The organism is Mucilaginibacter aureus, from assembly GCF_053514885.1.
On the sequence record NZ_CP170601.1, the window covers coordinates 5,025,022 to 5,051,503 of the forward strand.

Genomic DNA, 26,482 nt, shown 5'->3' on the forward strand with positions numbered 1-26,482 from the left:
TATTATTTGGTTAAACTAATTATGCCAATAATAACTGCTCCCATTGAAGCCAACCCACTCAATAAGCCTACAGACTCGGCTGCTGACAAGCCTCTTTTTACTGGTTTTTTAGGGATCACGATCTGACTGCCCGGCTTAATTTTAGGGTAGTTTTTGAAAAATAAAAAAGTATGTGTACTCTGTACCGTACCGTTAGGGTAAACTACAAAGGCCCTTTTCTTTAATGCATCGGGCGAAAAGCCACCTGCATTATTAACGTAGCCGCCAAGCGATTTAGAATTACTATATATTACCGAGCTTGGAAATAAAACCTCACCGTTTACTTTTACCAATTGCTGTTGTTTGGGGATGATCAAAACGTCGCCCTGTTCAAGGATCAGATCAATATCAGAACCCGGGTTACTTAATATCTTTCTCAGGTCGATGCCAACGTTATCGTTTTTTACCTGATCTATGATATTATTTGTTGAATCTTGAAAAGCTTTTTGCAAGTGCTGTAACCTGTCTATACGTGCTTGCTTTAGTTCTGTGGAATCAATTTTATTCTTGCTCGCATCCAGGCCATTATTATCGTTGGTACGTTTCAATGTTCCGCCTTCTATATCGGCATAAGCGGTTAGTCCTCCCGCACGTTTTACCAGGCTGGATATTTTTTCATTTTTGGTATTGATAGTATAGTTACCCGGGTACAGTACTTCGCCTTCAATTTTAACTGTTTTTTGTTTTTCAAATCCCGGTAAACCGTATACCGAAACTTCATCAAACGGTTCTAATTTAAATGCTGATGTGCTGTATTTTAACTGGCTATCAACATCTACAACAAAAACCTGTGCCACAGGGGCACCTTTTTGATTTGGGTCGCTATTGTTAATTCGGCGGGCTATCTCAATGCGTTTGGCACTCGCACCTTCGGCAAAGCCCCCTGCCTGGATGATCAGGTCTTCAACAGTCATATTATCGGCATAACCAAACTCACCTGCTCTTCTAACCTCGCCGTGAATGGTCACCCTGGATTTATCGTGCAGATCAAGTATTGATGGAATGGTAACAATGTCTTCCCTTTGTAACGGAATATCTGCAGCAGTTTTTGCAACTATCGCCTTGGTATCAAAAGGGATGCTTTCGAGCGTGTTATCTGATTTTAAACGCGTGATATATCCTCGTGAACCAAATGCATCCTCTTTAAGTCCGGCTGCTTTATTAATTAACTGCAATAAGGTGAGCCCTTTTTCCAGTTCAAATTGCCCTGGTCTGAAAACGGCCCCATTGATGGTTACACGGTTTTCAAAGCGATCGAGTATTTTATCAACGGTATATTGATCGCCGCGCAACGGGAGATAGTTTGAATAATCTGCCGAGTTTATATCTGTTACCCGGCGCTCTTTATCGGTTACCTGTATAGCTTTAATTGTTGAAGTGTAAGCGATATCGGTAAACCCGCCTGCAAAATTTATCACATTTTGTAAGCTTTCGCCGGGTAGCACCTCAAATATAGCAGGGTGTTTAACCTGCCCTGCCATGGACACTCTAACTTTGTAGGTTGGCACACGTATTACATCGCCCTCCTGCAAACGGATGTTATCTTTTTGACTTCCTTTGAGTAAAAAATCATAAAAATCAATTGTTTTGATCTCCTGATTATTGCGTATTAATTTGATCTGCCTGAACGATCCATTATCATTTGGCCCCCCGGAAGAATATAAAGCATTAAACACTGTTGACAATGATGAAATGGTATAGGTACCTGGTTTAACCAGTTCGCCTGTAAGGGTAACTTTTATGCTCCGGATATTGCCCAGATTTATGGCTACACTGCTACCATGCCCAATGGCATAATGGTTTGCTATTAATTTAGAAGTGATTATTCCTTTGGCCTGATCAATTGTTTTACCGCCAACATTTACCTGGCCAATTCCAGGGATTTGTATACTTCCATCCGGCGATACTATCGGCTTCCATTGCACCTGGTTAGCACCGTAAACATCGATCAAAACCTGGTCATCCGGCCCCAATACATAGTTTTGTGGTGTTGGTATGCGCAAATTAGGCTCAAATGTGATATCGCTTCCGTTAAACAGATCGGAACCAAAAACCTGCAGTTTGCTTGTATCGCGATTAGTGCGCCTGTCGATAGTTTGAGGCGTATAATTTAATTGCCTGGTACCCGATTGGTTATCTGTAGATGAAGCTGTGCCGGTGTTATTTCTTACCTTGTTTATACGGTTTTGGAGTTTATTAGCGTCTTCCTCGGTCATGCCTTTAGCAATTGCCGTACTACGCAACTGCGCATCAGACATACCGCCTGCCTGGGCTTGCTTTATCAGATCCTGGATCTGTGCATCGGTAAGATCATCAACTTTTACACTGCCAATATTTGATGGGGTTATAGTTTGAGCAAATAGGGTGCTGGTATTTTGTAGGCAAATGAAAAAAACAAATAATATTAAAGCACGGAAGGGATATTTCATTTTTATTTTTTGTTAAGACTCAACCGAGTATAAACAGTTTAAAATTTAAGGTAAATAATTTATTTTTTTACGAAACTAACAATTAATATATAATGATTATAGGTTTTTTGTAATTTACCGAAACGTATCAAACGTAATTTAGTTTAAAAAAAACTTAAATTAATTGTTATATATTTGATATACACCTTTAATTGTACGTGCTACTGCCGACCCTACCAAAACTGTAACTATTTTCTTCTCCAGCATCAAGTTATCAGCAGTATTGATATATTCATTTTCATCAACTATTATAGGATTAGGATTCATCATTGTACCGATGTGTAATTTTGAGGTGTCGGATACCTGTACCAGGGCCCGGCGCAGATCACCGTCGGTAACTATACCGGCAACATTTTGAGGAGTACCCACTATAACCATCCCAATACGCCCTTCGGACATTTTCAATACCAGATCGGTAAACGAGGCATTGGCATTAATAAACGGCAGGTTATCTGTACGCATCAGATCTTTAACCTTAAGTACCAGTTTACGCCCAAGGCTGCCACCGGGATGGAAACGTGCAAAATCAGTTTCTTTAAATTCTCTAGATTCCATTAATGCCACCGCGATCGCATCGCCCATAACCAGAGCTGCTGTTGTTGACGATGTAGGTGCAAGCTTTAACGGGCAGGCTTCGTGCTTTATTTTGATGTTTAGATGATGATCGCTGTTGCGGGCAATGGTCGAATCGGGATTACCGGTCATCGCGATAAGCACATTGCTATTAAACTTTAAAAACGGGATAAGCTTTAAAACCTCGTCGGTTTCGCCGGAGTATGAGATCAGGAGAATAATATCATCCTTGCCTATCATACCCAGGTCGCCGTGAAAAGCCTCGCCGGGATGCATAAAAAAGCTGGATGTACCGGTACTTGATAATGTGGCCGCTATTTTTTTACCAATAAGGCCCGATTTACCTATCCCGGTAACAATTACCTTACCGGTGCCTTTTAATATGGTTTGTATCACCAGGTCAAATTCGCTGTCAAGCTGGCCCGCAACCTGCTGCAACGATTCTATTTCTATATCAAAAACCCTTCGGGCTATACTTTTCATTAACCGATGCTTATTTGTTTAACAAAGGTGCAATAACATTTTCCAGATCATGCAGCTTTACCATATTAGGGCCATCGCTCAGCGCATTATCAGGGTCGGGGTGTGTTTCCATAAAATAACCACCGGCACCAAATGCTTTGGCAGCAAGTGCCATCATGGGTACAAAAGTACGATCGCCACCGGTTTTGCCTCCCGCCCCGCCCGGGCGCTGTACCGAGTGGGTACAATCCATACAAACCGGGTAACCAAACTGCTTCATATCGTATATATTTCTGAAATCAACCGCAAGGTTGTTGTAGCCATACATATTGCCACGCTCGGTTAATATAATTTGTTTGTTACCTGCTTCAAGTACCTTTTGAGCCGGGTAAAACATATCGTGTCCTGAAAGAAACTGAGCTTTTTTAACATTAACGATCTTACCGGTTTGTGCGGCGGCAACCAACAGATCGGTTTGGCGGCATAAAAAGGCTGGGATCTGTAAAATATCAACCACTTGTGCCGCAACTGCAGCCTGGGCCGGTTCGTGTATATCGGTTGTAACCGGCAATCCAAAACGTTCTTTTACATTATTGAGCATCTCCATTCCCTTTTCTATCCCCGGCCCACGATAGGAATGTATTGATGTGCGGTTTGCTTTATCGAACGATGACTTAAAAATAACCGGCACATTAAACTTTTGCCCAATGACAGCAACCTTTTCGGCAACGGTATAAAGCAGGTCCTGGTTTTCCATAACACAGGGCCCTAATATGAAAAATGTACCGCTGCTAAGTTGTTCAAATAACATAATGTAGATTAAATTACCCGCAAAGATGGAAATTATTGTTAATGTTTGATGAAAAAAACTATTCACAAGCCGTAAAAGCGATAAAAAATAAACCAATTATCCAAAATGTTTATTGGCGCTATTACCATATTATATTTTACCGTAAAAGTAGTTCGCCATACAAAAACCAAATACTTAGGTAGGAAACGGTATAAAAACCATCTATCCGGTTTGGTAAGTACTTAATTATGCGGTGTATGTGGAAAAAAAATGTGTTAAATTGTTGTTAAAAATTAGTCTGGTAACTCTATAGATTATATATTTGTACTAATTGTTAATTTATCCGTACTAACCAATTTGTTCTTTATGATAAATAATGAGGTCAGTTAACTAAAAGAGAAAGTTCCCACTTTCTCTTTTTTTGTTTTATGCCCCTGGCGATATGTTAAAAAAGCCTAAAATAACAACCTTTCTATAGCGTTATCAGTTTACAATTGATAAACTTGCAACATCATCAAAATACTGTTTTTGCAAATGTGGCGTTCTCTGTTGCTTTTTATTACTTCAAGCTTAATTTACTGTACGGCATATGCACAGATACCCGTTAGCGGCAAGGTTTACGAGTTAGGCACGCGTGTGGTATTGCCCGGGGTAAAAGTGCAAAACACCAGCACAAAAGATAATACACAGACCAATGCAGCAGGTATATTCAGCATTAAAGCGAAGGCTGGTGATATCCTGATCTTCGAATCATTTGCGTACAAATCAGACACCGTGCTGGTAACCAGCACCCGTTACCTGGAGATCTTTATGCAGCCTCAAAATACCAATTTAAAAGAAGTAACTGTTAAAGATCAATCAACCAAACTGGGTAAGCTGAGGGACACTGCTTTTCATAATCAGACAGTGAGATATCAACGGGATGAAAACGGCAATTATAAAGGGGGCGTTTCCATTAATTTTGGATATGGAAAAAGCAGCAAAGAAAAACGAAACGAAAAATTAAGTTATGATACTTTAGCAACAAAAGCCATTGATAAAGCCTTCAGCCCAGCAAATGTGAGCAAATATGTACCGTTAAAAGGCGTCGATTTGAAACAATTTATAGCACTTTACCGCCCAACCATTAAGCAATATAAAGCGCCTAATTTTGATATGACGCTTTATATGAATGATTGTTATAAAAAGTACAAGGCCCTGCCGCCCGATAAACGCAAGCTGGCATCGTTAAAAGCTGATACGACGGGTAATTAGTACTTGCCTACTATGACCTTGTAAAACTGATCGAAATTTAAATACTCGTTAGCAAGACTTAAAACATCCTGTGCGGTTATATTGCGGATAACTTCGGTGTAGCGGTTGTAATATTCCAGGTCAAGCCCGCTTAAATAAACGTTTTTAAACTTATCGGCATGCGAAAAAACATTTTCGAGGCTGCCCAATAACGAGCCCAGCATGTAATTTTTTACCAATGAAAGCTCTTCGTTGCTTACCAGTTCGGTTTTTAGGATATTGATCTCCTTTTCGATCTCGGCCATGGCCTGGTGGGTAACATCGGCACCAACTTCGGTAGCAATAAAGATAGCCCCACTATATTTCATTGATGACATGCCTGAGCCTATGCCATAAGTGTAGCCTTTATCCTCGCGGATGTTGGCCATTAAGCGCGAACCAAAGTAACCACCTAAAATAGTATTAACCACCTGCAAGGCCGGAAAATCCGGATGGCTGCGATTGATGACTTTAGTACCTAAACGCAAAGCCGACTGCAACGCATCGGGCTTTTCAATATAATTGAACAATTGCTCTGATCCGGTGAAATCGGGCTGGGTAATATCCGGCACACCGTTATTTGCCCAATCCTTACTAAAACATACGGTTATCTCTTTTAATATATCATCATCAATTTTACCGGCGGCTACAATTGTACAGTTATTAGGCTGATACGTTTGCTTGAAATGCTTAAGCAGATCGGCACGGTGGATCCGGGCATAATCGTCAACATCGGGACTGATACCATACATTGTACCGCCAAACAAAGTTTTATTAAATACCCTGCGGGCCACAAAATCGTTTTTTTGCAAACTAACCTGGAGCTTTTGCTGCTGATTACGGATAAAGGTGCTTAGTTCCTTTTCGGGAAAGGTAGAGTCGGTTAATATATCTTTAATAACCGGTAAGGTATGCTTTAGGTGCTTGTTTAAGCAATATAAGGTAACCTGCGAATGATCGAAACCATAATCAACCTGCAAAAAGGCGCCGTAATAATCAATAGCATCCGCAATTTGAGCGGCGGTTAATTTGGTGGTACCATCATTAAGCATGGTGTTAACCGCAATGTTTAACAAGGGCCTGGCCGGGTTGAACCGCAGATTGCTAAAGATCCACTCGATACGCACTAGTTCCTGCTCGCCCGAATTGAACCAGTAAAGATTGCAATCATTGTCGAACCGGATATGGCCAGGGGCAATTAACTTAATATGCTCAATAGCCTTAAATTCGGGGGTAAAAGTTCTGTCTAACATTATTCGGCTAAATAAATGAGCGTTGATGAATTTTGTTTTGTAAATAAGTGCTGCGCCTGGCGCTGTATATGCTGCGGCGTAATGGCCAGGTAACGGCTTATTTCGAGATTAAGCAGATCGGCATCGCCAAGCAATTCAAAAAATGCCAGGTTCATGGCCTTATCCAGTAATGACATTTCGGAAAACATCATGGTGGATTCGGTTTTGTTTTTGACCTTGGTCAGCTCATCAACCTCAATCACCTCGTTCTTCAGCTTTTCCAGCTCGTCCCAAATGGCAGCTTCGGCAGTTTCGATACTTACACCGGTTACGGGTTTACCGTCAACCACAAACATACCTGCATCTATGCTTTCGGTGGTGTAGGCGTGTATCTCGCTAAACAATTGCTTATCTTTTACCAGGGTGCGGTATAAGCGGGATGAGTTACCGCGCGAAAGCAGGTCGGAAATAAGATCGGTAGTGTAATAATCCTCGTCGGTACGGGCAGGCATGTGAAATGCCACATATATACTATTTAAAGGCACCTTAGCTGTTACAGTTTGGCGGCGTGCCTCAAGCTGTACAGGTTCCTGCGGTAAATTGCGATGGTATTTGTTGCCGGACGGTATCGGTGCAAACCATTTTTCGGCCAGCTCTTTTAACTGTTCGGTATCAACATCGCCACCTACAACCATAATAGCATTTTGCGGGTTATAGTGCTTTTTAAAAAAGGCCTTTACATCGTTTATCTGCGCTTCTTCGATATGCGAAAGTTCTTTACCGATAGTTGCCCAGCGATACGGATGTACTTTGTAAGCCAGCGGGCGTAATTTTAGCCAAACATCGCCATAAGGCTGATTTAAATAGCGTTGCTTAAACTCTTCCATTACTACGTTGCGCTGTACCCCGAGGCTTTTTTCGCTAAAGGCCAGGCTGAGCATGCGGTCGCTTTCGAGCCAAAAGGCTGTTTCGATATTAACGGCAGGCAGGGTAATATAATAGTTGGTGATATCATTACTGGTAAAAGCATTGTTCTCACCGCCTACCCTTTGTAACGGTTCATCATAACTTGGGATATTGATGGAGCCCCCAAACATTAAATGCTCAAACAAATGGGCGAAGCCGGTTTGACCGGGATCTTCGTCGCGGGCGCCAACATCATACAGTATATTAAGCACCGCCATGGGTGTGGTTTTGTCTTCGTGAACAATGACCCGCAAGCCATTACTTAATGTAAAACGGTTGAATTTAACCATGTAATAAACTAAAAATCAGATTTGTTAAAACGGACAGCAAATGTAAGATTTTTAGCCGCTTTAAAAACCGGGTAACGATACTTTCGGAGGAAATAAGCAAATCTTAAAAATCACACAACAATGATAGAATATGTGACACGATAAAGCTAATTTTACACCATTAATAAACTACTATTACGATCAAGTAAATCAAGCACTGTATGTGGCACAACAATATATTAGAAACCATAGGTAATACCCCTCTGGTAAAACTGAACAAAATAACCAAAGATATACCTGCTACCGTTTTGGCTAAGGTTGAAACAACCAACCCCGGTAATTCGATCAAGGACCGTATGGCGCTGAAGATGATTGAGGACGCTGAAAAGAACGGATTGTTAAAACCAGGCGGTACTATTATAGAAGGCACATCGGGTAATACGGGTATGGGCCTGGCCATGGCTGCTATTATAAAAGGCTACAAATGTATTTTTACCACTACTGATAAGCAGAGTAAAGAAAAGGTTGACGCGCTGCGCGCTTTTGGCGCCGAGGTTATTGTTTGCCCCACCAACGTTGACCCGGAAGACGCGCGCTCTTATTATTCGGTTTCATCGCGGCTGGTGCGCGAAACGCCAAATTCGTGGAAACCTAACCAATATGATAACCTGTCGAACTCGCAGGCGCATTATGAGCAAACCGGGCCCGAAATATGGGATCAAACCGAAGGCAAGATAACCCACCTGGTTGCAGGTGTTGGTACAGGCGGAACCATATCCGGCATAGCTAAATATTTAAAGGAACAAAACCCGGATATCAAGGTATTGGGTATAGATACGTACGGATCGGTATTTAAAAAATATAAAGAGACCGGCATTTTTGATAAGAACGAAATATATCCCTACATAACCGAGGGAATTGGCGAAGATTTTTTACCACAAAACGTTGATTTTAGTTTGATAGATCATTTTGAAAAGGTAACCGATAAGGATGCCGCCTTAATGACCCGCGAAATATCACTAAAAGAAGGGATCTTTGTAGGTAATTCATCAGGCTCGGCCATTGCAGGTTTGCTGCAGATGAAGGACATGTTTAAAGCCGGTGATGTGGTGGTGGTGATCTTCCCCGACCATGGCTCGCGCTACATGGGCAAGATGTTTAACGAGGATTGGCTGCGTGAGCGCGGATTTTTAACCGACACCAAACTTACCGCCCGCAGCATCATCGCCAAAAAAGAAAAACAGGAGATCGTGACCATAGATTGCGAGAAAACCATTGTGGAAGCCATCGGCACCATCAAAACGCTGAACATTTCGCAGATACCGGTTACTCAAAAAGGTATGGTGATTGGCAAAATTACCGAGAGTGGTATACTTGATGCCTTGCTGGAAAACCCCTCGCTTAAATCGAGCCCGGTAAAAAGCATTGCTACAGGCTCGTTTCCGTTTGTTGACCTGAACACCAGCATCGATAAAATATCATCGCTGATCAATAAAGATAATACCGCTGTGTTGGTTGAAGATGAAAACGGTGCGATAGAGATCATTACGCAGTACGATATTATTAATGCGATATCGGGATAAATAGAAGCAAGAATCAAGAGCCAAGAATCAAGAGATTTCTCTCACTGGTTTGATAAAAGAAAAAAGTCACTTCTTAACAGAAATGACTTTTTTTATTTGAAGTCGTGGTTCTTGATTCTATTCTTAATTCTAATTGTTTTACATGGATAATAATTATTGCCCAATAACATGTATATTAGCTTATTAACTTAACACGACGTATCATCATGAAACTTGTAAACTGCATCTTACTACCTGCATTGCTGTTATTTGTCAACGTATCTGTTACCTGTGCACAGGCACAAACTCAAACCCTTCAGCCTACAGAACTCAAGCAATTAGCTGATGGAAAGAAATTCGTATTCAAACCCAAGACCGCTAACGTAGAGAAAAGCGCAACTACCTTTGGCGCAAGCTTTGTAAACGCCGGCAATGCTAACCACGTAACTTTAGACGGAGAGTATAGCTTAGCATTTAGTACCGACTCACTTTTGACCTATCTACCCTATTTTGATAATGAGATAGAGGATAAGCCAAGAGGAACTGCCGGATCCGGGGGATCTGTTATCACCAATGTAAATGAGAATGGCATAAAATTTTCAACGGCCAGATACGAGTACGCCGTGAAACAACGAAAAACCGGCAAGGTGGTTATTAACATTAAGCCCGCAGAAAACAAGCTGGTTGAAACGATGGTTTTGGAGATAGAGCTGAATGGGACGGCCAAATTGACACTCGACCTGCCCAATCAGGCCAATGCCATAAGTTATAACGGAACGATCCAACAATCAGGAACTATGAATTAACCTAAAGGCCAAAATAAAAACCTCTTTTTTCAACCAGCAGCTAATTGCCGAATTTATTAATATTCCAGCGGCACCGTAGGTTCTTTTTTGCTGGTGCTCATGATCATCATGGTTTGGAAGGTTTTTACCACGGTGATCTTGCTGATCTTATCCATGATCAATTGCTCGTAAGCCTTGATGTCTTTTACGTATACTTTCAATAAAAAGTCGCACTGACCAGTTACGTGGTGGCATTCGGTAACTTCTTTAATGGCCTTGATCTCATCAACAAATACCTGGATGGTGTTGTTTTTATGAAAGTCGAGCGAAACCTGGATGAACGTTTTGATGCCCAAACCCAGTTTTTCTTCGTCCACCAGGGCGTGATAGCTCTTGATATACTCAGAGTTTTCCAGTTTGCGCACACGCTCTAAAGTAGGCGCAGGCGATAAGCCAATCTCTGTTGACAGTTGAAGGTTAGTGATACGCCCGTTTTCCTGCAGCGTTTTTAAAATTTGTAGGTCTATTTTATCTATGTCGGTTGCCATAATTGGTTACAAATATATATTTTCCATCGAAACAAAATAAAATTTTTAAAAAATGATATTAAAGCAAAATAAATTCGTTTTGAAGAAAAAATTTAGATAAGTCTAAAATTATTATTAGATTTGTTTAAATGAACTCGTATACTGAAGAAAACTATCTCAAATCGATCTATCATCTTTCGTCGGCAGATGAGGAAAGTGTAAGTACCAACAGCATTGCCGGCGCGCTGAACACCAAGGCCGCATCGGTAACCGATATGTTGAAAAAACTGGCGGATAAGCAATTAATCAACTACACTAAATATCAAGGCGTTAGCCTGACAGAAGATGGGAAAGCCATTGCCATTAACATTGTGCGCAAGCATAGGTTATGGGAGTTTTTCCTGGTTGAAAAACTACAATTTAAATGGGATGAGGTGCATGAACTGGCCGAAGAACTGGAGCATATAGCCTCGGTTGAACTGGTTGACCGCCTGGATAAATTTTTAGAGTATCCGAAATACGACCCTCACGGCGACCCCATACCCGACAACAAAGGGCGGATAAAGAGCAACGAGTTAAAACCAATTGCGCAGCTTGCACTTAACAGCACCGCAATAATTATGGGGGTAAGAGAACATGCGCCTGCATTTTTGCAATACCTTGATAAGCTGCAGCTCACCATCGGAAAAAAGATACAAGTTACCGATATCATCAGTTATGACCAATCGGTAGTGTTAAATATAAATGATCATTCATCCGTCACCATCAGCAGAGAAGTGGCAAAAAACATCCTGGTATCGATATGAATGAGCATCATGCAGAATCGTTAGGAACCGCGCATAGTTCGGTAAATACGGAAAACAAAACCGGATGGCGTAAGATAATGGCCTTTTTAGGTCCGGCATACCTGGTAAGCGTTGGCTATATGGACCCGGGCAACTGGGCTACCGATATTGCCGGCGGCAGTGCATTTGGCTATAAACTGATCTGGGTATTGTTATTGTCAAACATGATAGCCCTGTTGCTGCAATCGTTAAGTACACGGCTGGGGATAGTGCAAGGGCTCGATCTGGCGCAAGCTTCAAAAAACACGTATACGCGCTTTGTAAATGTTTGCCTTTATGTACTTGCGCAGATAGCCATTATAGCCTGCGACCTGGCCGAGATCATCGGTATGGCCATCGGGTTACAATTGTTGTTCCATTTGCCGTTGCTTTGGGGTGTATCGCTTACCATAACCGATACCTTATTGCTGTTGTTTTTGATGAACAAGGGTATGCGCAAACTGGAAGGTTTTATTATCTCCATGATCTTTATCATCGGGCTATCGTTTTTGATAGAGATGTTTATTGTAAAGCCCGACATTACCGAAGTGGCGCATGGTTTTATACCCGGCAACCTGAGTGGCAGTGCTTTATATATCGCTATCGGGATCATCGGCGCAACGGTGATGCCGCATAATTTGTACCTGCATTCGTCGCTGGTGCAAACCCGTAAAATTGACCGATCTGACGAAGGTATAAAGGCAGCTATTCGTTTTAACCTGTTTGATACCTCGATAGCCCTCAACCTGGCCTTTTTGGTTAACGCGGCTATATTGATACTGGCAGCAACAGCATTTTTCCATCGCGGGTACTTCGAGGTTGCCGAGATACAGGACGCGTATAAATTATTGGAGCATATTTTTGGTTCGCTTGCGCCTGTGCTGTTTGCGGTGGCGCTTATTGCATCCGGGCAAAGCTCAACCATTACCGGCACGCTTGCCGGGCAGATCATTATGGAAGGGCACATTAACCTGCGGATACAGCCATGGCTGCGCCGCTTATTAACCCGGCTGCTGGCTATTTTACCGGCAGTGCTAACCATTGTTTACTTTGGTGAAAACGGGCTAGGTAACCTCATTATTTTGAGCCAGGTGGTATTAAGCCTGCAATTGGGCTTCGCGGTTATCCCGCTTATCCATTTTACATCGGATAAAGAAAAAATGGGCAGGTTTACCATTGGTCCTATTGCAAAAATATTGGCATGGGCAAGTGCTGCGCTTATTGTGGTACTGAATGGCAAACTGGTTTATGAGCAGATAAACAACTGGATAACACAAGTTCCGGCTGCAGCCATATGGATATATAGCTTAGTGGTGCCAATAACCATTGGTATTGGCGCGCTTTTATTGTATGTGTTTTTTAAACCGATATTTTTTAAACACCAAGGCCCTACACGCAAACCTGTACAGATACCGCATGGCGTTGCCACTGCGATAAACGACCTGGCCGAAACTGCTTATACCCATATTGGCGTAACGATCGACTTTTCGAAAAACGACCGGGATTCTATTCGGCATGGGTTGATGCAGGGCGGCATAAAAGCACGCTACACCCTGATCCATATTGTGGAAACGGCTGCAGCCAACTATCTTGGTACTGAAGCTTTGGACCATGAAACCCAAAGTGATAAAGAAAACCTGCAAAAGTATGTAAACTCTTTAACCCACCTGGGCTATCAAGCGAATGCCAAAATTGGTTATGGTAAAGCTGCTAATGCTATTGCTCAGATAGTTAATGACGAAGGGATTGATTTTATAGTGATGGGTGCACACGGGCACAAGGCGTTAAAGGATATTATTTTCGGTACTACGGTTGATGCGGTAAGGCATAGGGTTAATGTACCGATATTGATTGTGAAGCCAAATCCTATCAGCGCTAAAGAAAAGGAACATTAAAACAATTATAACCACTATATTTTTAGTAGTTTTAGGTTATGAAGCTGCTATTGTTGTTGGGCATAGGTTGTTTTTTCCTTTGCTCGTGTAATAAGTATAACACCATTTATTTTGATTTAAAGGATAGAGCGATAGTTAGTTGCAGCGATACGATAAAGGAAATTGATATTGAAACTCCGCAAAGCACTATCAAAATTTTAGGGCATGGGTATCGGAAGCCATTTTATATCAACAGGCTAAATCCGGATTATACTATATCCATTGATGGCGAACTGCAATCCGGATATATTATTACTTTACAACCCAATACCACTTATATTGTCAAATCACAAAATGGGTTTGATCAAGGACCAAGTGCATTAGATTTTTCAACTGATGATAAAGGCCGCGTTGTCAGCGCTTCGAAAACTTGGTGTAACTAAGTGGTAAGCGAGTAGCGCTATCTTCTTTCCTATTTCTTTCGCATATTTGCAGTCCGGAAAAAACTACCATGGCCCAGGATAATATCTACATCAAGAATAAAAAAGCATACTTTGAATACCATATACTGGACAAATACGTGGCCGGGCTTAAGCTGCTGGGTACCGAAATCAAATCCATCCGCGAAGGTAAAGCCAACCTGACCGACGCTTTTTGTACTTTTATTGACGGGCAATTGTATGTGCGCAACCTGCACATTGCCGAATACTCGCACGGCTCGTTCTACAACCACGAGCAAAAGCGCGACCGTGTTTTGCTGCTCAATAAAAAAGAACTGAAAAAACTGCAGACCAAAGGCGAAGAGAAAGGTTTTACTATTGTACCATTGGCAATATTTATCAGCGAGCGTGGTTTTGCCAAACTGGAGATTGCCCTTGCCCAAGGTAAAAAGACCTTTGATAAACGCGAAACCATGAAAGAACGCGACAGCAAGATCGAGATGGATAGGGCATTGAAACGTTAACGCAATTTCGGATTTTCAGCTTAGGAGTCAACCTTCTGAAATATTATCTGTAAATTTATATTATTGTAAGGAAAGCACCATGAAAGTTTTATTGGACATACAGGATGACAAGGCTCCGGCTCTTTTAGAAGTACTGAAAGGCCTGTCTTATGTAAAAACCGAAAAAATAAACGATAATAATGTTAACATTTTAAAGGGTTTAAAAGAAGCTGTTGAGGATGTTAAACTAATTAAAGCGGGAAAACTAAAAGGCAAGCTGGCAAAAGATTTGTTAAATGAGCTTTGAGGTAATAGCCATTAAAAATTTTAGCAGGGAAGCGAAACGCCTTGTTAAAAAATATCCTTCACTTAAAACAGAACTTGGCAATCTTTTCGACAGCCTTGAAAGCGAACCTACACAAGGCAAATCAATAGGGAACAATTGCTACAAAATAAGGCTATCAATATCCAGTAAAGGAAAGGGAAAAAGCGGAGGTGCGCGAGTTATAACCCACGTTTATATAAAAGATAGTAAGGTGTTCATTTTATCAATCTATGATAAATCTGAACAAGCAAATATTACGGATAATCAAATTATAGAGCTGCTTAAGGAGATCTAGTCTTCACTGATCTCCTACTACCATGCTTTATCCCCCACCAGGGGCACGAATCTAAAGGTATCCAGTGTAACTTTCTCGAAATCGGTTTCGCTTACCTTTAAAACCGTTACCATTTTCTGGCTTTGCTCGTCGCCTACCGGGATAACTAAAATACCGCCTATGGCTAATTGCTTAAGTAAATCTTCGGGGACAAAGGGTGCGCCGGCCGTTACGATGATCTTGTTGAATGGGGCATGCTGCGGCATGCCCTTTGAGCCATCGCCGCAAAAAAATTCGGCTTTGTAACCTATGTGAGGCAGCACTTTGATGGTGCGCTGGTATAGTTTCTCCTGGCGCTCAATGGTGTAAACCTTCGCGCCAAGCTCTAATAAAATGCAGGTTTGGTAACCGCAGCCAGTACCTATTTCCAATACTTTATCGCCTTTGCGAATGTGCAGCAGTTCGGATTGGTAAGCTACGGTATAGGGCTGCGAAATGGTTTGCCCCTCGCCTATCGGGAAGGCAATATCCTTATAAGCCTGGTTCCAAAAGGTTTCGTCGAAAAAATAATGGCGCGGTACTTTGGCAATGGCTTTTAAAACGTTTTCGTCTTCGATGCCCTTGGTTTTTAACAGTTCAGCCAGTTTTTTACGTGCGCCTTTTTCGCGGTAATTATCAATATACTTATAAGCCATTTCGACCGTAAAGTTATTACAAAGGCACTAAAACAAGGCATAAAAGGGCAAATGTGTAAAACAAAAAACGGGATGAGTTTGTGCCTCATCCCGTTAGTTTTTCAACAATACTATTTATTGCACATACGGTATCTTGATCACGATCTTTTTATCGTGATCTGCGCCATCCGCCTTGATGTTTACACGGTGGGCATCGGCAGGAAAGAACAGGAAGAAAGTTCCGGGACGGGCCTCGTATTGTATACCTGTGCCTTGATAATGGGCAACGTCTTTAGCGTCCAGGTATGGTTCAGTTACTGTTAGGCTGGTTATTGGTGTTGTTTCCATCTTTTCGGCACCGGTGATGGCATATTGCAGATCGATAAATTTGCGGTGCGATTCCCATGCTGTTTTTTCGTACTCTTTGGTTGGGTTATCAGTAACAGCTACGGTAGCTGTAGTGCCTTCAACAGCATATTTACCTACCGGCAAGGCATCCAGATCGGTATTTTTTAAGTAGGCGAACACCTTGTCCCATACCACTTTGTTGGCAGCGTATTGTTTGGCGAATTCCATTTTATTGGTTGATGGCGCCGGTACAAGCTTTAAACCATCGAGGTATTTATGGTCGGCAAACCATTTATCAGCTTTGGCTTGCGTCCACTCGGTTTGAGCCGATGCAGTAAAAAATGCAATGATGGTAAATGTTAATGACAGGAGTATCTTTTTCATAATTTATTTGTTATTGGCGGGATAAAGATAGAAAATAGTAAATTAGTTATACTAAACAGAATGAAAGAAGATAATAGCAGTAATTTACTTTTCACCAAGTTAAGTGAGAATCAAAAGCAAGATTTGTTACTTGCTTACGATGAAAGTTTTGACCCTGAAAATTTAATCGACCATGAAGAGGTTAAGCAACACCTTAAGAAATGGTTGAGTCCGCTCTCTGAATGAAAACTTATCGTTCGATAAAGATTTAAGAGTTATTCTTTTTTAATATGGATCCACATCCGGCTGCACGATACACCCTTTGCTTAGTTTGGTAGTTTGAAACTGCAATAATACATCCTGCAAAATAGCTTTCGCTTTAACTATCGATACCGTATCCTTTTCGAACTTGAGCATGATGGATTTGATATAATAGTTGCGAATGCGGTTAATGAGCGGAAACTCCGGGCCTATTACCCTATCGCCAAAATGCCTGCGCAATTCGGTTGCCAGGTACTCAGCTTGCTGGTATAGCATTTCGGGTTGTTTGTGTTTGATATCCAGCTGGATGATGCGGTAGAACGGTGGGTATTTAAAACCTTTGCGTTCGGCCATTTCGGTGTTGTACAGGTCGAGGTAATCATTTTCGATAACCTGTTTGATCACACGGTGTGCGGGGTCGTAAGTCTGGATAACCACTTTGCCTTGCTTGCCACGGCGCCCGGCCCTGCCGCTTACCTGGGCAAGTAACTGGAAGCCACGCTCGTTAGCGCGGTAATCGGGATATTTGAGCAAACTATCTGCACTGATGATACCGATAACGGTGATATCCGGAAAATCGAGGCCTTTGGCTACCATTTGCGTGCCAACCAAAACATCGATCTTTTTTTCTTCGATGTCATTCAGGATATTTTGAAAAGCCATTTTTGAGCGGGTGGTATCAAGATCCATCCGGGCAATGCGGGCGTCGGGCAACAGCATGGTCAATTCGTCTTCTACCTTTTCGGTGCCGAAGCCTTTTTGCTCCAGATGGGCCGAACCGCAGGCCGGGCAAATATTGGGCGAATCTTCGCGGTAACCGCAATAATGGCAATGTAGTTTGCCGCTGCTTTTATGGTAAGTAAGCGTTACATCGCAATTGATACATTTGGGTGTGTACGCGCAGGTTTTACAGATAATGACCGGTGCATAGCCACGCCGGTTCTGAAACAAAATAACCTGCTCCTTTTTAGCTAAAGCCTGCTCTATATCCAGCATCAGCACGCTGCTGAAATGCGATTGCATGGTTTTGTTTTTTGTTTCCTGAATGATGCTTACCACTTCGATATGAGGCAATTGCACACCACCGAAACGTTCGTTCAGTTCTACCAATCCATATTTTTCGGTCTGGGCATTGTAATAGGATTCGAACGAGGGTGTAGCTGAACCCAGCAGTACCCTGGCATGATGCAGGTTACCTAAAAAGATGGAGGCGTCGCGGGCGTTGTATCTCGGCGCGGGGTCGTATTGCTTGTAAGAACTTTCGTGTTCCTCGTCAACGATGATCAGACCCAGGTTCTCAAATGGCAAAAACACTGATGAGCGCGCACCCAGCACAATACGGTATTCGCCTTTTAAAACCTTTTGCCAAACTTCAACCCGTTCGTTATCGTTGAACCGCGAATGGTAAACGCCAATGCTATTACCAAAGTGACGGCGCAGGCGTTCAACGATATGGGTAGTGAGGGCAATCTCAGGAAGGAGATAAAGCACCTGCCTGCCATTGGCCAGCATTTGTTCAATTAACCGGATATAGATCTGAGTTTTGCCCGATGAGGTTACGCCATGCAGCAACACCACATCCCTGGTATCAAACTGATCTCGGATGCCGCTCAGCGCTTCTGTTTGCTTGTCGCTTAAAGTAAAGTTCTCATCCAGTTCGTCTTCAGTATCCAATAAACGGCTGACATTGCGTTCATCAGCAATAAAAACCTCTTTATCAATTAAAGCCTTAATGGCGGCTGCGTTGGCGCCGCTGGCTTCGGTTAGTTCGGTTTTAGAAATTTGTTTTTGCTGGCGCGACAGGTGAATGTAAGCCAAAAGCGCATCGGCTTGCTTGGGGGCACGCTCCAGTATCGCGAAAAGCTCTTTGATTTGCTCAGGATTTTGGTAAACCGGGTTAAGCGTGATGAACGTACGTTTGCGTGGCTTGTAACGATCGCTTACCTCTTCGCTGATGTGAATGATGTTTTTTTCGAACAGTGATTTGAGGATAGGCATTACCGTTTTTTGCCCCAGCAGTTTGGCCACATCGCTAACGGTGAGCTCGGGCTGCATATCCAATGCATCGATAATTAAAAACTCTTTATCGTTCAGTTCCGATCTATCGTATTCGAAACCTTTGTTGATGATGATCTTTGTTTCGCTGGCCAGTTTAAGTGCGGCGGGTAAAGCAGCATTCATTACTTCGCCTACGTTGCACAGATAATAATCGGCTATCCATTTCCAAAACACCAGTTGGCGGTCGTTAACTACCGGCCGGTCATCCAAAATATCAATGAGGTATTTGGCCTCATATTTTTCGGGAGCCCGGGTGCTGATGCCGGCGATAATAGCTGTATAAAGCTTGCTTTTACCAAACTGCACCACTACCCTTTTGCCTATGGCTATCTGCTCATTCAGCTCAAAAGGGACGCGGTAGGTGTAGTTTTTAGAGATCGCCAAAGGCAATATCACTTCAACAAAGAGTGTTTCCCGTTGGTTATCTTTTGGTTCGGCAAAATCAAGCATTTATTTGTTCCTTAGTCCGGCAACAGCTAATGTAACCCATCCGGCAATAAATAGCAAGCCGCCTATTGGCGTTATGGGCCCCATTACGGTAAGCCAGCTCCATCCGATTAAATCGCGGCAAGCCAACAGGTAAAGCGAGCCGGAAAAAAAGATAATACCGAATGTAAAAAGGTAATAACTTGCCGATATGAGGTTGTTTTTAAAACGGGTAAAGGTTGACAGGAACAACAAGGCAAAAACGTGGTAAAATTGGTATTGTACAGCAGTATGCCAAACTTCGAGCTGTTTTGCATCCAGCTTTGCCTGTAAGGCATGTGCACCAAAAGCTCCGGCAATAACCGCAAGCAAACCAAAAAACGAAGCAGTTACTATGATTTGTTTATTCATTGGTGATATTTGCCCGCTAAGTTAACAAGTTGAAAAGAATAACTAACGGCTTGCGGTTTAAAAATCTATTTTTGTAAAAACATCCCTAAAATGAGGCGACTTATTATTATCACGGCTATTTTATTGATTATTACAGCGTTGATAACTGTTGCCTACTTTAAAAATGTACGTTTACCCGGGCAGCAGTCGGGCAGGGTAATGAGTGCCATTCCGGCGGACGCAGCGCTGGTTTTTGAATATAAAAACGACCGTGATTTTTACGAGCTTTTAGGTAAGGATAGCTTACTGACGGCGCTGATAGGCCAGCAACGGGCCGACGAGCTAACCGAGCTTAAAACCAGCGTGTTGCAAAGCCCGGACCTGAAAGCTTTTTTTGAAGGAGAGAGTATTTTTATATCCATTCATCCACAAAAGGATAGCGTAGCGTTTTTGATCACCACATCGGGCAATAAACCTTTAGATGGTGCATTTGAGCGCTTTGGCACATTACGTACCGACGACATGGATATTGTGAGCACCACATTTGCGGGCAAACAAGGCCTGGTTGTTAATCTCAAAAAGATCGGTAAAAAACTATACATGGTTAACCAGGGCGAGAATATCTATTCGACAGGATTTTCAAAGCAACTGGTTGAAGCCTCGGCTTTGTACCACGCACAAAAGCACGAAGATGTTTTTGTGCAGATGACCGACCAACAGAATGCCAACTCGATAGCCAATCTATATGTTAATTACCTGGCCCTGGAACCACTTTTTGATGGTTTATTTAAAAACAAGAATAACGACCTGTTCCGCAGCTTTCGCCAGTTGCCTGCCGTGGCATCGTTAAACCTGAACTATAAAAGCGACGCGCTGATGTTTAACGGCACCAGCCATATCCGCAGTGTTGACCCGAATAGTTATTTAAGCCTGTTCAGGTATCAGCAACCTACTATAAATGAGTTGAAGGATATCTTCCCGGCAACCACGGCTTACAGTGTCAATTTCGCGGTATCCGATCCAATTAAGTTTGAGAACAACCTGTTTCAATGGCAGCAACAAAATGGCGTTAATGTGGAAAAGAAGGCGGTATTTGACCGCATCAAACGCGAAACAGCGGTTGACCTGACCAAAGAGTTTATGAACGACCTGGGTAACGAATTTGCCATTATCACCACCCGCTACCAGGAAAAACTGGCTATTATTAAGCTAAAGAACGGCTTGCAATTGCGCCCGTTTATGGTGAACATCAGTACGATGGCGACCGAAGATGCCGGGCAATTTAACTATGATAAACTGCCTTTGTTTTTATTGGGTGACGCATTCAGCATCTTCAGGCGTCCGTACTTTATCATTGTTGATAACTACCTGATCTTGTGCGGATCGCAAACAGGGTTACTGGAATACTATCGTAATTATACCAATGGCAATTTGCTGAGCCATAACGACGAATACCGCCGTTTTGATAACCTGCAGGCCGAAAAAAGCAATGTGTCGTTCTTTATCCAGTTTAAAAACGCGCAGGAGCTGTTACGGTCGGAACTGGAGCCCAACTACGCCGAAGCCTTTGAAAAAAAGAACACCGGCTGGAATAAATATTACGCGGCATCGTACCAGTTTACCACTGCCGACAAAGACTTTTACACCAATTTTTATATGCGCCTTAACCTACCCGACACGGCCAAAGTAAACCCATGAACACGCTGATCGGGATCTTTTTGCCGGCTATTTTCACCTTCCTTTCGGGATTACATTTTTATTGGGGATTGGGCGGTAAAGGGGGAATCGGCGTAAGTGTGCCAACCAATAAACAGAACAAAAGAGTTTTAAATCCCGGCCCGTTAGCCTGTTTTGTAGTTGGTTTAGTTTTACTGGCGATGGACGTTTTTATCCTGGCCAAAGTCAAAATGATCGGCATACCTTTATGGAGCTGGCTGGATGATTTTGGACTTTGCGCGATATCGGTAGTTTTTATTTTACGCGCCGTGGGCGATTTTAAATACGTCGGCTTTTTTAAACGGGTAAAGGGTACTAACTTCGCCAACGCTGATACCAGGTACTTTTCGCCGTTGTGCGTATTGATTAGCTTACTGGTATCGTTATTGCAACTCAATAAATAGAACACGAATGCCGGATAAAAATAAAGCGGTTTTTTTGGACCGCGACGGGGTATTGAATAAAGAATTGGGCGACTATGTTTGCCGTTTGGAAGACCTGATAGTGCTGGATAATTTTGCCGCGCTGAAAGCTTTGCAGGATAAAGGTTATTTGCTGATAGTAGCCACCAACCAGGGCGGCCTGGCCAAAGGCTGGTATACCGAAGAGACACTGGCTGCGATGCACCAGCACATCCGCGATGTTTACCAGGAACATGGGGTTAAGATAACCGACTTTTTTTACTGCCCGCACCACCCCGATTTTACCGGCGATTGCGATTGCCGCAAACCTAAACCGGGCCTGCTTTTACAGGGGATAGCCAGGTACAACATCGATCCGGCACAGTCCTACTTTGTTGGCGACCGGGAGCGGGATGTGGAAGCGGGGACCGCGGCAGGTGTAAAAGGGATACTGATTGATAGCGACCAGCCGATAAGCACGGTTTTGGGGCTCATTAAATAGAAGCCCCCCGCCCCCGTAAAGGGGGAGTTTTAAAAGCGCACCACCAATTATTGACTTGCTAATCAGTGTTTTTTTTCGTATATTTATAGGTGATCGTTCTTTAAAAGCGCTTTGACATTGTTGTACATTGTGTATTGAATCATCGTCAAGGCAATTAAAATACGTGTGTTGATAACGACATATATACAGGTGGGTATACCCACCATGCACCCACCCAATACCTACCTATTTTTCAGGATGTAAAATCACAAAAAGCCTGATTGCATTGCTTAAATGAAGATTTGAAGAAAACAAAGCTAAAAAATACCGACAAATACCCACCTTGTTTCAATGACTGAATGATTGATTGTTTGATTGGCGGCAAGTTACAGTGGGGCAAATAAGGCAAAACATTCAAACTTTAAAACCCTTACAACATTCCGGCAAGCATCATTTGCGCATCTGGAAATCCCTATATTTGCTGAAATAAAATGATTAATTATAAGTCTATGGACTATCGTCTGTGGACTATGGACTAAAAACGAATGATTCAACTCCTCACACCTACGCACTGGAAAGATTACGAACTGATTGATTGCGGCGATTTTGAGAAATTAGAGCGCTTTGGCAACCTGGTATTGATCCGCCCGGAGCCGCAGGCTGTTTGGAACAAAGGGCTGCCTGAGTCGGAATGGCAAAAACAGCACCATATCAGGTTTAAGGGCCGCTCGGCAACATCGGGCGAGTGGGTAAAAAAGAACAACAACCTGCCCGACCGCTGGAACATCGAATATCAAAACGATGATGTAAAAATAGGCCTGCGCATGGCGCTAACGTCGTTTAAGCATGTGGGGGTTTTCCCGGAGCAGGCCGTAAACTGGGATTATATCTCAAAAAACATCAAAAAGTTTAAAACACCGCAGCCCAAGGTGCTTAATCTGTTTGCTTATACGGGCGGTGCATCGCTTATCGCGAAGGCTGCCGGTGCCGATACCACACACGTGGATTCGATAAAACAGGTAGTGACCTGGGGTAATGAAAATATGGAGTTATCGGGACTGAAAGATATCCGCTGGGTGGTTGAGGATGCGCTAAAATTTGTAAAGCGCGAAGTAAAGCGCGGCAAAACCTATAATGGGATCATACTCGACCCGCCCGCTTACGGCCACGGCCCTAACGGCGAAAAATGGAAACTGGAAGACAGCCTGAACGAAATGATGCAGGACGTAGTGAAACTGCTCGACCCGGAAGAACATTTCCTGATACTGAATACCTACTCGCTGGGCTTTTCATCGGTGATTGTGCAAAACCTCATCCAAAGCGCTTACCCTAAAGTGCAAAATTTGGAGATAGGCGAATTATACCTGCAAGCCACTGCTGGCAGCAAGTTACCACTGGGTGTGTTTGGCAAATTTTTTAAGCATAAATAACGCCGGTTAAATTTGTATTTAAAATTTTCAACCGGTAATTTAGCCAGGATGCTAAAACAAAAACTACTGACCCTAATGTGTTTGCTGCCCCTGTTATTCCAGGCACAGCAACATTTTGATCTGATACTAAAAAATGGCAAGATCATCGACGGTAGTGGTAACCCCTGGTTTTACGGGGATGTAGGCATCACACAAAACAAGATCATCAGCATAGGCGATCTATCTAAAGACAAAGCGGACAAGGTGATAGATGTTACCGGGCTGATCGTAGCACCGGGCTTTATTGATGTGCACACCCATATTGAAGGCGACGAAACCAAAACGCCTACAGCCGATAACTTTATTTACGATGGCGTTACCTCGGTTATCACAGGTAACTGCGGTTCATCAAACACCGATATCAAGGCTTATTTTACCAGTTTGCAGCAAAACCCGCTATCCATCAATGTAGGTACGCTGATTGGCCATAACGATGTACGAAAAGCCATTTTGGGCGAGAATATGGTAAAACCGGATGCCTTGCAGGTTGAAAAAATGCAGGGTATTGTTGACCAGGCCATGCGCGACGGCGCGATGGGCCTATCCACCGGATTGATCTACTCGCCGGGCATGTATTCGCAAACCGAAGAAGTGGTGGCGCTGGCCAAAACAGCTGCAAAGTATAAAGGCATCTACACCTCGCACATGCGTAACGAAAGCGATAAGATATTTGATGCGATAAACGAAGCCATCGATATCGGCCGCCAGGCGCAAATGCCGGTGGAGATATCGCACTTTAAAGTTGGGCGACCCAACTGGCACAAAAGCGACCAGATGATAGCCATGGTTGAAGCTGCCCGCAAAGAAGGTTTGGATGTTACTGTTGACCAATATCCTTACACAGCCAGCAGCACCACGCTAAACGTGCTGATACCCGATTGGGTTTTAGATGGCGGCCATGCCGCGGCGGTAACACGCATCAACGACCCGGAAGTTCACCCCAAAATAGTGGCCGAAATGGTAAAAGATATGCAGCGCCGCGGTTTGCCAACCTTTGAGTACGCCGTGGTAGCGCATTGTGATGCGGATACGGCATATAATGGTAAAAACATTTTCCAGATCAATGCGATGATGGGCCGCCAGCCTACCATTTCCAACCAGATAGAAAGCATTCTGGATATCATCAAACTGGGTGGCGCGGCAATGGTTTTTCATGGCATGAACGAAGATGATGTGATCAACATTATGAAATACCCTTTAACCATGGTAGCTTCCGATTCGGGTATCCGCCTGTTCGGTTCGGGTGTGCCCCATCCGCGCGGTTATGGCAGCAATGCCAGGGTGCTGGGTTATTACTCGCGCCAAAAAGGTGTTATCCGGTTAGAGGATGCCGTTAGGCGAATGACTTCGCTGCCGGCGCAGAAATTTAAATTAACGGGCCGCGGCCTGTTACAACCGGGCATGTTTGCCGATGTAGTGGTATTTGATGCCGATTCGGTTATCGATATGTCAACTTATGAACACCCACACGCTTATTCAAAAGGCTTTAAATATGTTTTGGTGAACGGCAAACTCACTGTTGATAATTTTAAACATAATGGTACCAAAAATGGTGCTATATTGCGCGGCCCGGGCTATATACCCAACTAAACAAATGAAATTGAAAACACTACTCACTACGATCGCTCTTTCAACATCGGTCATCGTATTTTCTAACTGTGGCGGCGGCGCCAAAACAAGCGCAACGGCAACTGCCGGTGCTAAAACCACTGCAACTGCCGACACTACAAAAAAAGCTGCAGCTGCTACCGCTGAGGCGACTGTCGACACAACAACAGCCCCGAAGATAACCTATCCGCCGCTTGACAAGGCCGCGTATGATGAAAAAATGAAATTCATAGCACATGGCGATACTACCGGTAAGTGGCCGGTTAAAAACACACCGTATCCATTGCCTGGCGCTATTTTACCGTTTAAGCGCGTAGTTGCGTACTATGGTAATTTGTATGCCAAAAAGATGGGTATCTTAGGCGAGATACCACCAAAAGAAATGCTGGCCAAACTACAGGGCGAATGTAAGCACTGGGAAAGGGCCGATCCGAAAACGCCCGTACAACCCGCTTTACATTATATAGCCGTTGTAGCACAGGGCGATGGCGGTAAAGATGGCAAATACCGTTACCGCATGCCGTTTAAGCAAATAGACAGCGTGTTGGTTTTAGCTAAAAAAATACATGCCATTGTATTTTTGGATGTACAGGTTGCTTTAAGTAACATTCATGCCGAGTTGCCTTTGTTTGAAAAATACTTTGCTATGCCGCAGGTTCATTTTGGTATGGATCCGGAGTTTTCGATGAAGGATGGTTCAAAACCAGGTAAAAAAATAGGCACTTATGATGCCGAGGATATCAACTACGTATCAGGATATTTAGCCGGTATTGTTAAAAAATATAATTTGCCTCCAAAAATTTTGGTGGTACACCGTTTCACCAAAAAAATGGTAACCAACTACAAGCAAATCAAACTGCATCCCGAAGTTCAATTGGTAATGGATATGGATGGCTGGGGCGAACCTGAATTGAAATTAGGCACCTGGAGATACTTTATTTACAATGAGCCGGTACAGTTTACAGGCTTTAAACTTTTCTACAAAAACGATATCAAAAAAGCTCCGAACCACATGATGACGCCGGAAGAAGTTTTAAAACTAAAACCAAACCCGAACTACATTCAGTACCAGTAAGAACAATCAATCACAATTTATATCAAA

General features: G+C 43.0%; 26 protein-coding genes. 16 read left to right on the top strand and 10 right to left on the bottom strand.

What is annotated here, in order from left to right; all coding sequences use genetic code 11:
- Positions 1 to 2: 2 nt before the first annotated feature.
- From ACFGVR_RS21560 to kdsA, 3 genes are all read right to left on the bottom strand, one after another.
- Positions 3 to 2,468 carry an SLBB domain-containing protein gene (locus tag ACFGVR_RS21560; RefSeq protein ID WP_448699666.1) on the bottom strand — a complete coding sequence of 822 codons (2,466 nt, stop codon included), beginning with the start codon at positions 2,466 to 2,468 and terminating at the stop codon, positions 3 to 5.
- Between the two features lie 159 nt (positions 2,469 to 2,627).
- Positions 2,628 to 3,563, bottom strand: coding sequence for a KpsF/GutQ family sugar-phosphate isomerase (locus tag ACFGVR_RS21565; protein ID WP_448699667.1), 936 nt, complete (start codon positions 3,561 to 3,563; stop codon positions 2,628 to 2,630).
- A gap of 10 nt (positions 3,564 to 3,573) precedes the next feature.
- Positions 3,574 to 4,353, bottom strand: coding sequence for a 3-deoxy-8-phosphooctulonate synthase (kdsA, locus tag ACFGVR_RS21570; protein ID WP_448699669.1), 780 nt, complete (start codon positions 4,351 to 4,353; stop codon positions 3,574 to 3,576).
- Between the two features lie 513 nt (positions 4,354 to 4,866).
- Between kdsA and ACFGVR_RS21575 the strand changes: the two genes are divergently transcribed.
- Positions 4,867 to 5,586: a carboxypeptidase-like regulatory domain-containing protein gene (locus ACFGVR_RS21575; RefSeq protein ID WP_448699670.1), complete on the top strand. Its 720-nt coding sequence runs from the start codon at positions 4,867 to 4,869 to the stop codon at positions 5,584 to 5,586.
- Here ACFGVR_RS21575 and ACFGVR_RS21580 read toward each other — a convergent pair.
- Positions 5,583 to 6,857 (bottom strand): M16 family metallopeptidase, encoded by a 1,275-nt coding sequence (locus tag ACFGVR_RS21580; RefSeq protein WP_448699672.1) that lies wholly within the window; start codon positions 6,855 to 6,857, stop codon positions 5,583 to 5,585. The genes ACFGVR_RS21575 and ACFGVR_RS21580 overlap by 4 nt on opposite strands.
- Complete coding sequence (locus ACFGVR_RS21585) at positions 6,857 to 8,092, bottom strand: M16 family metallopeptidase (RefSeq protein WP_448699674.1); 1,236 nt, start codon at positions 8,090 to 8,092, stop codon at positions 6,857 to 6,859. Before ACFGVR_RS21585 ends, ACFGVR_RS21580 begins: the two co-directional genes overlap by 1 nt.
- A 200-nt stretch (positions 8,093 to 8,292) precedes the next feature.
- Here ACFGVR_RS21585 and ACFGVR_RS21590 point away from each other — a divergent pair, with 200 nt between their 5' ends.
- Together ACFGVR_RS21590 and ACFGVR_RS21595 are read left to right on the top strand one after the other, a co-directional pair.
- Positions 8,293 to 9,654: a pyridoxal-phosphate dependent enzyme gene (locus ACFGVR_RS21590; protein ID WP_448699676.1), complete on the top strand. Its 1,362-nt coding sequence runs from the start codon at positions 8,293 to 8,295 to the stop codon at positions 9,652 to 9,654.
- Between the two features lie 206 nt (positions 9,655 to 9,860).
- A complete protein-coding gene (locus tag ACFGVR_RS21595; RefSeq protein ID WP_448699677.1) occupies positions 9,861 to 10,439 on the top strand; it encodes a DUF4251 domain-containing protein in 579 nt (192 codons plus the stop codon).
- Positions 10,440 to 10,495: 56 nt separating this feature from the next.
- Here the strand turns inward: ACFGVR_RS21595 and ACFGVR_RS21600 are convergent, their stop codons facing one another.
- The gene (locus ACFGVR_RS21600; protein WP_066001504.1) at positions 10,496 to 10,966 is read right to left on the bottom strand and encodes an Lrp/AsnC family transcriptional regulator; all 471 of its coding nucleotides are present in this window, start codon (positions 10,964 to 10,966) and stop codon (positions 10,496 to 10,498) included.
- A gap of 128 nt (positions 10,967 to 11,094) precedes the next feature.
- Here ACFGVR_RS21600 and ACFGVR_RS21605 point away from each other — a divergent pair, with 128 nt between their 5' ends.
- The 6 genes from ACFGVR_RS21605 to ACFGVR_RS21630 all read left to right on the top strand — a co-directional run bounded on the left by ACFGVR_RS21605 (position 11,095) and on the right by ACFGVR_RS21630 (position 15,206).
- A complete protein-coding gene (locus ACFGVR_RS21605; protein WP_448699679.1) occupies positions 11,095 to 11,751 on the top strand; it encodes a metal-dependent transcriptional regulator in 657 nt (218 codons plus the stop codon).
- Complete coding sequence (locus tag ACFGVR_RS21610; RefSeq protein ID WP_448699680.1) at positions 11,748 to 13,664, top strand: Nramp family divalent metal transporter; 1,917 nt, start codon at positions 11,748 to 11,750, stop codon at positions 13,662 to 13,664. Before ACFGVR_RS21605 ends, ACFGVR_RS21610 begins: the two co-directional genes overlap by 4 nt.
- 38 nt (positions 13,665 to 13,702) lie before the next feature.
- Positions 13,703 to 14,086, top strand: a complete 384-nt coding sequence (locus ACFGVR_RS21615; RefSeq protein WP_448699682.1) for a hypothetical protein — start codon at positions 13,703 to 13,705, stop codon at positions 14,084 to 14,086.
- A gap of 68 nt (positions 14,087 to 14,154) precedes the next feature.
- On the top strand, positions 14,155 to 14,607 hold the full coding sequence (gene smpB / locus ACFGVR_RS21620; RefSeq protein ID WP_448699684.1) for an SsrA-binding protein SmpB: 453 nt from the start codon (positions 14,155 to 14,157) through the stop codon (positions 14,605 to 14,607).
- A gap of 79 nt (positions 14,608 to 14,686) precedes the next feature.
- Positions 14,687 to 14,893, top strand: a complete 207-nt coding sequence (locus ACFGVR_RS21625) for a hypothetical protein (protein ID WP_448699686.1) — start codon at positions 14,687 to 14,689, stop codon at positions 14,891 to 14,893.
- Positions 14,883 to 15,206 carry a type II toxin-antitoxin system RelE/ParE family toxin gene (locus ACFGVR_RS21630; RefSeq protein WP_448699687.1) on the top strand — a complete coding sequence of 108 codons (324 nt, stop codon included), beginning with the start codon at positions 14,883 to 14,885 and terminating at the stop codon, positions 15,204 to 15,206. Before ACFGVR_RS21625 ends, ACFGVR_RS21630 begins: the two co-directional genes overlap by 11 nt.
- A gap of 17 nt (positions 15,207 to 15,223) precedes the next feature.
- Here ACFGVR_RS21630 and ACFGVR_RS21635 read toward each other — a convergent pair whose 3' ends face one another.
- On the bottom strand, positions 15,224 to 15,880 hold the full coding sequence (locus tag ACFGVR_RS21635; protein ID WP_448699689.1) for a protein-L-isoaspartate(D-aspartate) O-methyltransferase: 657 nt from the start codon (positions 15,878 to 15,880) through the stop codon (positions 15,224 to 15,226).
- A gap of 114 nt (positions 15,881 to 15,994) precedes the next feature.
- A complete protein-coding gene (locus ACFGVR_RS21640) occupies positions 15,995 to 16,591 on the bottom strand; it encodes a YhcH/YjgK/YiaL family protein (RefSeq protein ID WP_448699691.1) in 597 nt (198 codons plus the stop codon).
- 60 nt (positions 16,592 to 16,651) lie between these two features.
- Between ACFGVR_RS21640 and ACFGVR_RS21645 the strand changes: the two genes are divergently transcribed.
- Positions 16,652 to 16,816 (top strand): hypothetical protein, encoded by a 165-nt coding sequence (locus ACFGVR_RS21645; protein ID WP_448699693.1) that lies wholly within the window; start codon positions 16,652 to 16,654, stop codon positions 16,814 to 16,816.
- A 39-nt stretch (positions 16,817 to 16,855) separates the two neighbouring features.
- Here ACFGVR_RS21645 and priA read toward each other — a convergent pair whose 3' ends face one another.
- The gene (gene priA / locus ACFGVR_RS21650; RefSeq protein ID WP_448699695.1) at positions 16,856 to 19,339 is read right to left on the bottom strand and encodes a replication restart helicase PriA; all 2,484 of its coding nucleotides are present in this window, start codon (positions 19,337 to 19,339) and stop codon (positions 16,856 to 16,858) included.
- A complete protein-coding gene (locus tag ACFGVR_RS21655; RefSeq protein ID WP_448699696.1) occupies positions 19,340 to 19,726 on the bottom strand; it encodes a DUF423 domain-containing protein in 387 nt (128 codons plus the stop codon).
- Positions 19,727 to 19,816: 90 nt separating this feature from the next.
- On the opposite strand from ACFGVR_RS21655, the gene ACFGVR_RS21660 reads away from it, so the two are divergent.
- From ACFGVR_RS21660 to ACFGVR_RS21685, 6 genes are all read left to right on the top strand, one after another.
- The gene (locus ACFGVR_RS21660) at positions 19,817 to 21,403 is read left to right on the top strand and encodes a hypothetical protein (RefSeq protein ID WP_448699698.1); all 1,587 of its coding nucleotides are present in this window, start codon (positions 19,817 to 19,819) and stop codon (positions 21,401 to 21,403) included.
- Positions 21,400 to 21,825, top strand: coding sequence for a DUF3995 domain-containing protein (locus ACFGVR_RS21665; RefSeq protein WP_448699700.1), 426 nt, complete (start codon positions 21,400 to 21,402; stop codon positions 21,823 to 21,825). The genes ACFGVR_RS21660 and ACFGVR_RS21665 overlap by 4 nt, the downstream gene beginning before the upstream one ends.
- A 7-nt stretch (positions 21,826 to 21,832) precedes the next feature.
- Positions 21,833 to 22,324 carry a D-glycero-alpha-D-manno-heptose-1,7-bisphosphate 7-phosphatase gene (locus tag ACFGVR_RS21670; RefSeq protein ID WP_448699701.1) on the top strand — a complete coding sequence of 164 codons (492 nt, stop codon included), beginning with the start codon at positions 21,833 to 21,835 and terminating at the stop codon, positions 22,322 to 22,324.
- A 524-nt stretch (positions 22,325 to 22,848) separates the two neighbouring features.
- Positions 22,849 to 23,733, top strand: a complete 885-nt coding sequence (locus tag ACFGVR_RS21675; protein ID WP_448699703.1) for a class I SAM-dependent methyltransferase — start codon at positions 22,849 to 22,851, stop codon at positions 23,731 to 23,733.
- Positions 23,734 to 23,781: 48 nt separating this feature from the next.
- On the top strand, positions 23,782 to 25,362 hold the full coding sequence (locus ACFGVR_RS21680) for an N-acyl-D-amino-acid deacylase family protein (RefSeq protein ID WP_448699704.1): 1,581 nt from the start codon (positions 23,782 to 23,784) through the stop codon (positions 25,360 to 25,362).
- 4 nt (positions 25,363 to 25,366) lie between these two features.
- Positions 25,367 to 26,455, top strand: a complete 1,089-nt coding sequence (locus ACFGVR_RS21685; RefSeq protein ID WP_448699706.1) for a hypothetical protein — start codon at positions 25,367 to 25,369, stop codon at positions 26,453 to 26,455.
- Positions 26,456 to 26,482 lie beyond the last annotated feature (27 nt).

Bases quoted from the DNA above. Each gene is read 5' to 3' on its own strand.
- ACFGVR_RS21560 (WP_448699666.1), bottom strand. From the start codon at position 2,468: ATGAAATATCCCTTCCGTGCTTTAATATTATTTGTTTTTTTCATTTGC.
- ACFGVR_RS21565 (WP_448699667.1), bottom strand. From the start codon at position 3,563: ATGAAAAGTATAGCCCGAAGGGTTTTTGATATAGAAATAGAATCGTTG.
- kdsA (WP_448699669.1), bottom strand. From the start codon at position 4,353: ATGTTATTTGAACAACTTAGCAGCGGTACATTTTTCATATTAGGGCCC.
- ACFGVR_RS21575 (WP_448699670.1), top strand. From the start codon at position 4,867: ATGTGGCGTTCTCTGTTGCTTTTTATTACTTCAAGCTTAATTTACTGT.
- ACFGVR_RS21580 (WP_448699672.1), bottom strand. From the start codon at position 6,857: ATGTTAGACAGAACTTTTACCCCCGAATTTAAGGCTATTGAGCATATT.
- ACFGVR_RS21585 (WP_448699674.1), bottom strand. From the start codon at position 8,092: ATGGTTAAATTCAACCGTTTTACATTAAGTAATGGCTTGCGGGTCATT.
- ACFGVR_RS21590 (WP_448699676.1), top strand. From the start codon at position 8,293: ATGTGGCACAACAATATATTAGAAACCATAGGTAATACCCCTCTGGTA.
- ACFGVR_RS21595 (WP_448699677.1), top strand. From the start codon at position 9,861: ATGAAACTTGTAAACTGCATCTTACTACCTGCATTGCTGTTATTTGTC.
- ACFGVR_RS21600 (WP_066001504.1), bottom strand. From the start codon at position 10,966: ATGGCAACCGACATAGATAAAATAGACCTACAAATTTTAAAAACGCTG.
- ACFGVR_RS21605 (WP_448699679.1), top strand. From the start codon at position 11,095: ATGAACTCGTATACTGAAGAAAACTATCTCAAATCGATCTATCATCTT.
- ACFGVR_RS21610 (WP_448699680.1), top strand. From the start codon at position 11,748: ATGAATGAGCATCATGCAGAATCGTTAGGAACCGCGCATAGTTCGGTA.
- ACFGVR_RS21615 (WP_448699682.1), top strand. From the start codon at position 13,703: ATGAAGCTGCTATTGTTGTTGGGCATAGGTTGTTTTTTCCTTTGCTCG.
- smpB (WP_448699684.1), top strand. From the start codon at position 14,155: ATGGCCCAGGATAATATCTACATCAAGAATAAAAAAGCATACTTTGAA.
- ACFGVR_RS21625 (WP_448699686.1), top strand. From the start codon at position 14,687: ATGAAAGTTTTATTGGACATACAGGATGACAAGGCTCCGGCTCTTTTA.
- ACFGVR_RS21630 (WP_448699687.1), top strand. From the start codon at position 14,883: ATGAGCTTTGAGGTAATAGCCATTAAAAATTTTAGCAGGGAAGCGAAA.
- ACFGVR_RS21635 (WP_448699689.1), bottom strand. From the start codon at position 15,880: ATGGCTTATAAGTATATTGATAATTACCGCGAAAAAGGCGCACGTAAA.
- ACFGVR_RS21640 (WP_448699691.1), bottom strand. From the start codon at position 16,591: ATGAAAAAGATACTCCTGTCATTAACATTTACCATCATTGCATTTTTT.
- ACFGVR_RS21645 (WP_448699693.1), top strand. From the start codon at position 16,652: ATGAAAGAAGATAATAGCAGTAATTTACTTTTCACCAAGTTAAGTGAG.
- priA (WP_448699695.1), bottom strand. From the start codon at position 19,339: ATGCTTGATTTTGCCGAACCAAAAGATAACCAACGGGAAACACTCTTT.
- ACFGVR_RS21655 (WP_448699696.1), bottom strand. From the start codon at position 19,726: ATGAATAAACAAATCATAGTAACTGCTTCGTTTTTTGGTTTGCTTGCG.
- ACFGVR_RS21660 (WP_448699698.1), top strand. From the start codon at position 19,817: ATGAGGCGACTTATTATTATCACGGCTATTTTATTGATTATTACAGCG.
- ACFGVR_RS21665 (WP_448699700.1), top strand. From the start codon at position 21,400: ATGAACACGCTGATCGGGATCTTTTTGCCGGCTATTTTCACCTTCCTT.
- ACFGVR_RS21670 (WP_448699701.1), top strand. From the start codon at position 21,833: ATGCCGGATAAAAATAAAGCGGTTTTTTTGGACCGCGACGGGGTATTG.
- ACFGVR_RS21675 (WP_448699703.1), top strand. From the start codon at position 22,849: ATGATTCAACTCCTCACACCTACGCACTGGAAAGATTACGAACTGATT.
- ACFGVR_RS21680 (WP_448699704.1), top strand. From the start codon at position 23,782: ATGCTAAAACAAAAACTACTGACCCTAATGTGTTTGCTGCCCCTGTTA.
- ACFGVR_RS21685 (WP_448699706.1), top strand. From the start codon at position 25,367: ATGAAATTGAAAACACTACTCACTACGATCGCTCTTTCAACATCGGTC.